We start from the raw sequence: 4,852 nt of genomic DNA, 5'->3' as shown, positions 1-4,852 counted from the left end.
TAGCGGTTGCCGATGAAACCACTACCCCGATGGCGAACACCGCCGACTCCACGCCGGTGTTCGATCTCGGCGTCGTCGAAGTCATCGCCAGGCGGCCGCTGGCAGCGGCGATGGTCGAGAAGATCGACGCGACCACGCTGCGCGAATACCAGCGCGACGATCTGTCGACGGCCCTCGATCTGCTGCCCGGTGTGGCAATCCAGAACGTCGGCCAGCGCCGTGAACGGCTGATTTCGGTGCGCGGCTTTTCGAGCCGCCAGGTACCGCTGTTCATCGACGGCGTGCCGGTCTATGTGCCGTACGACGGCAATGTCGATCTGTCGCGCTTTGGGGTCGACTACGTCTCCGAAATCGTCGTCAGCAAGGGCCTGGCTTCGCTGCTGTATGGGCCGAACGTGTTAGGTGGCGCGATCAACGTGATCAGCCGTCGGCCGACGCAACCGTTTGAAACCTCGCTGCGCTACACCTCCGAAACCGGCGACAGCAACGACACGCTGCAGACGCGCGTGGTCGGCTCGATCGGCGGCATCCGCAGCAACTGGTACGGCCATGCCACCGCGTCTTACGTCAACGCCGAGGGCTACAGCTTGCCCGACAGCTTCAAGCCGACAGCCAATGAGGACGGCGGCGCCCGCAACAATGCCGAGAGCCGCGATCTGGTGGTCAGCGCCAAGCTCGGCTACGTCGCCGACAGCGGCGACGAATACGCGCTGAGCTATTACCGGCAGGACGGCGACAAGAACGTGCCGCCGTATGCCGGCAGCGCGGCGGGCGTGCAGGCCCGCTTCTGGCGCTGGCCGTACTGGGACAAGCAGAGCTTCTACTTCACCGCGCGCAACGAATTCGGCAGCCAGGCGACCGTGCGCTGGCGGGTCTATTACGACCAGTTCAAGAACGCGCTCGATTCCTACGACGACGCGACCTACACCACATTCCGCCGTCCGTATGCGTTCAAGGGCAGCGAGTACGACGACTACACGGTCGGCGGCAACGGCGATTTCGAGTGGCGCTGGGATCCGCGCAACGCCACCCGCATGGCGTTGCACTGGAAGCAGGACGTTCATCGCGAAGTCGATGCGATCAATGCGCCGCGAGAGCGTTACGAAGATCAGTCCTATGCGCTGGCGATCGAGCACGTCTACCGGCTGACCGACAGCCTGACCGTGACGCCGGGCTACTCGTACACCGTGCAGGACGGCCGGGAAGCGGAGAACGCGGTCAACGGCACGCTGGTGCCGTTCGACACCAGCCGCGCCGATGCCCACAACGGCCAACTGGTCGTGAATTGGGCCGCGACCGACAGCGGCACCTTGACTGCCGGCGTCAGCCGCAAGACCCGCTTCCCGACGATCAAGGATCGCTTTTCGTTCCGTCTCGGCGCCGCGATCCCGAACCCCGCCTTGGGGCCGGAAGCAGCCCTGCAGTACGAGCTGGACTGGACCCAGCGCTGGAACAAGTTCGAACTGCGCGCAGCGCTGTTCCAGTCCGATCTCGATGATGCGATCGAGAACCTCACCGTCGACCGCGGCCTGTGCACCGCACCCAACCCGAACTGCTTCCAGCAGCGCAACGTCGGCAAGCAGCGCAACCGCGGCGGCGAGCTGGCGCTCGGCTGGGCGCCGACGGCGCAGTGGAAGTTCGATGCCCAGGCCAGCCTGCTCGATCGTGACAATCGCAGCAGCCCGGCCATCCGCCCGATCAACACACCGGAGCAGAAGTACCGCCTCGCCGCCCGATGGCAGCCGCAGCGCATGCTGAGCCTGCGCGCCGATCTGCAGCACGAGACCAAGCGCTACAGCACCACCGACAGCAAGCGCGTCGCCGAGCAATTCACCATCGTCAACAGCTTCGTCCGCCTCGAACCGGTGCCGAAACTCGGCTTCGAGTTCGGCGTGCGCAATCTGTTCGACGAGCTGTACGCGTACGAGGAAGGCTTCTTCGAGGCTGGCCGCACCTGGCTGGCGCAGGTCGACTACCGCTATTGATCGCCATGAAAACCACGCCGATGCGCTGGTCCCGCTTCAGCCTGCTGCTTGCTGCCGGCCTGGCCTCGCCGGCGTTCGCCGGAGATCCCTGCATGGATTTCAAATGGAACATCGCCGCCGAGCGCGCGCTGTTCGCTGGAGATGCCAAGGCGCTGGCAGCGGGAGCTTCGGCCACGGCCGCGCCAACGGTCGAGATTGCTCAGCTCTATCGGTTGACGCTCGCCGACCAGCAACAGGTGGCATTTGCGGCCGCACCCGGCAAGAAGATGCTCGCCGATGGCGCGTCCGCAGGGCTGGTGCGCTTAAAGCCCAGCGCTGCGGGGGGCTATCGCGTCTCGCTGAGCCGCGGTATCTGGATCGACGTCATTGCCGACGGCAAGACAATCGCGTCCACCGATTTCGGTGGCGCGCCGGGTTGCGAAACACCGCGCAAGGTCGTGCTCTATCAATTGCCGGCGAACACCGAACTGTTGCTGCAATTCAGCGGTGCCGCCGATGCGGACGTGAGAGTTGCGATCACGGCTGTGCCGCCGACGCCTTGAAGAAGGATGCGCTGCCTTTCGGCTTGGGCAGCGCTGCTGCTGGCGTTCGCTGCAATTCCTGCATCTGCAGTACAGGTACTGCAGCCCTTTGATGACTCCCGCGATCCGCCGACCTGGCGCCCGCTGACCGATGCGGAACAGGCGCAACACGAGCTGGGCCTGACCGTGTTCAACACCAGCTGGCGGCCGGCCGGCGCAGCGCGCGCCGGGCGGATCGACGGGCTGGGGCCGGTATTCAACGCGGCAAGCTGCGATGCCTGCCACAACAACGGCGCGCGGGCCCGGACGACGGTCGAGCCCGGCCTGATCCCGGTGTCGATGGTGGTCCAGCTCGGCGGTCCCGACGGCAAGGCGGCCGATCCGTCCTATGGCCAGGTGCTGAACACCGCGGCGATCGATGGCTTTCAGCCGGAGGCGCAGGTGCGCTTGAGCTATGTCGAGCGGCGGGGCCGTTATCCGGATGGGCGGCCGTGGTCCTTGCGGGCGCCGACGTATCGCTTCGACGAGCTGCGGCTCGGGCCGTTGCGTAGCGATACGGTCATCAAGCCGCGACTGGCGCCAGCGCTGTTCGGCAGCGGCCTGCTGGATGCCGTGCCGGCCTCGGCCGTCGCATCAGACGATAGTGCGGCCGGCCGTTTCGGCTGGCAGGGCAATGTGCCTTCGCTCGCCGCGCAGACGGCGCAGGCGTTCGCGCAGGACATGGGGCTGACGTCGGCGGACTTTGCCCAGGATGACTGTGGAGCGGCGGATGCCCGCTGCCGCGCAGCCCAGTCCGGTGGCGAGCCGGAAGTGTCGGATGACTTCCTGACGGCCGTCATCGCCTACCAGCGACTGCTCGCGGTACCGGCATCGCCGCCGCTGGACGCCTCATCGGAACAAGCCGGGCTTGTGTTGTTCGAGCGGCACGGCTGCGCAAGCTGTCATCGCGGCAGCCTGCCGGTCAGCGGCATCGAAGGGCTGGCTAGCATTGCGCCGTATACCGATCTGCGCCGCCATGATCTCGGCCCGGGGCTGGCCGACCGCAATGTATCCGGCAAGATTCAACCGTCGCGCTGGCGGACGGCGCCGCTGTGGGGGCTGGGCTACGCCGTGCGTCGACCGCCGTATGCACTCCTTCATGACGGGCGTGCCCGCAGCATCGAAGAAGCCCTGCTTTGGCATGACGGTGAAGCGGCATCAGCCCGCCGACGTTTCGAGCGCAGCACGGTTGCCGAACGCAACCGCCTCCTGGACTGGCTTTCAGCGCGCTGAGCCCCGAAGCTAGCGAACGATTCCACTCGCGAGCGCTACGGCATGGACAACCAGATACTCATCGGCAAAGGCGCGGACGCAGACAGCGCACAGCAATGGTTGCTGGCGAAGTACGGCAACCGTCATGGCCTGATTGCTGGCGCCACCGGCACCGGCAAGACCGTGACCCTGCAAAGCCTCTGCGAAGGTTTTTCCGATCTCGGCGTGCCGGTGTTCGCCGCCGACATCAAGGGCGATCTGTCCGGTCTGGCGATGGCCGGTGAGGTCAAGCCGAAGCTGGTCGAGCGTGCCGCCCACGTCGGCCTCGCCAACTATGTGCCGACCATCTACCCGGTGGTGTTCTGGGACGTGTTCGGCACCCAGGGCCATCCTCTGCGCGGCACGATTTCCGACATGGGGCCGCTGCTGCTGGCGCGCCTGCTGAACCTGTCCGACGTTCAGGAAGCGGTGCTGCAACTGGTGTTCAAGTTCTGTGACGACAATGGCCTGCTGCTGCTCGATCTGAAGGATCTGAAAGCCGCGCTCAATCACGTCACCGAGAACGCCAAGGCGCTGGGCCCGGATTACGGTCTGATCTCCAAGGCTTCGATAGGGGCGATCCAGCGCGGCCTGATCGCGCTCGAAGCCGATGGTGCCGAAAGCTTCTTCGGCGAGCCGGCGCTCGATCTCGAGGACCTGATGCGTCAGGACATGACCGGCCGCGGCGTCGTCAACATCCTCGCCGCCGACGTGCTGTACCAGAAACCGGCGCTGTACTCGACGTTCCTGCTCTGGCTGTTGTCCGAACTGTTCGAGCGCCTGCCGGAAGCCGGCGACCTCGACCAGCCGAAACTGGTGTTCTTCTTCGACGAAGCGCACCTGCTGTTCACCGATGCGCCGAAGGCACTGGTCCAGAAAGTCGAGCAGGTGGTGCGGCTGATCCGCTCGAAAGGCGTCGGCGTCTACTTCGTCACCCAGAACCCGCTGGACTTGCCCGATGCCGTGCTCGGCCAGTTAGGCAATCGCGTGCAGCACGCGCTGCGCGCCTTCACGCCGCGCGACCAGAAGGCGGTCAAGGCAGCGGCCGAAACCTTC

4 protein-coding genes are annotated in these 4,852 nt (G+C 65.8%); all 4 read left to right on the top strand.

The genetic code is table 11. The features are described 5' to 3' along the window. Window positions 1–1,985 (top strand): TonB-dependent receptor (locus Q0D45_RS20960; protein WP_293397684.1); only part of this gene is annotated, 1,985 nt, incomplete at its 5' end. A 5-nt stretch (window positions 1,986–1,990) separates the two neighbouring features. Beyond that, window positions 1,991–2,527: a hypothetical protein gene (locus Q0D45_RS20955; protein ID WP_293397682.1), complete on the top strand. Its 537-nt coding sequence runs from the start codon at window positions 1,991–1,993 to the stop codon at window positions 2,525–2,527. 6 nt (window positions 2,528–2,533) lie between these two features. Continuing rightward, window positions 2,534–3,778, top strand: coding sequence for a di-heme oxidoredictase family protein (locus tag Q0D45_RS20950; RefSeq protein WP_293397680.1), 1,245 nt, complete (start codon window positions 2,534–2,536; stop codon window positions 3,776–3,778). A 42-nt stretch (window positions 3,779–3,820) separates the two neighbouring features. After that, the coding region (locus Q0D45_RS20945; protein WP_293397678.1) for a helicase HerA-like domain-containing protein at window positions 3,821–4,852 on the top strand (1,032 nt) is incomplete at its 3' end.

Origin of the sequence: Nevskia sp. (assembly GCF_023266035.1) — a bacterium.
Lineage (GTDB): Bacteria > Pseudomonadota > Gammaproteobacteria > Nevskiales > Nevskiaceae > Nevskia.
This window is presented reverse-complemented; position numbering and strand designations above follow the sequence as displayed.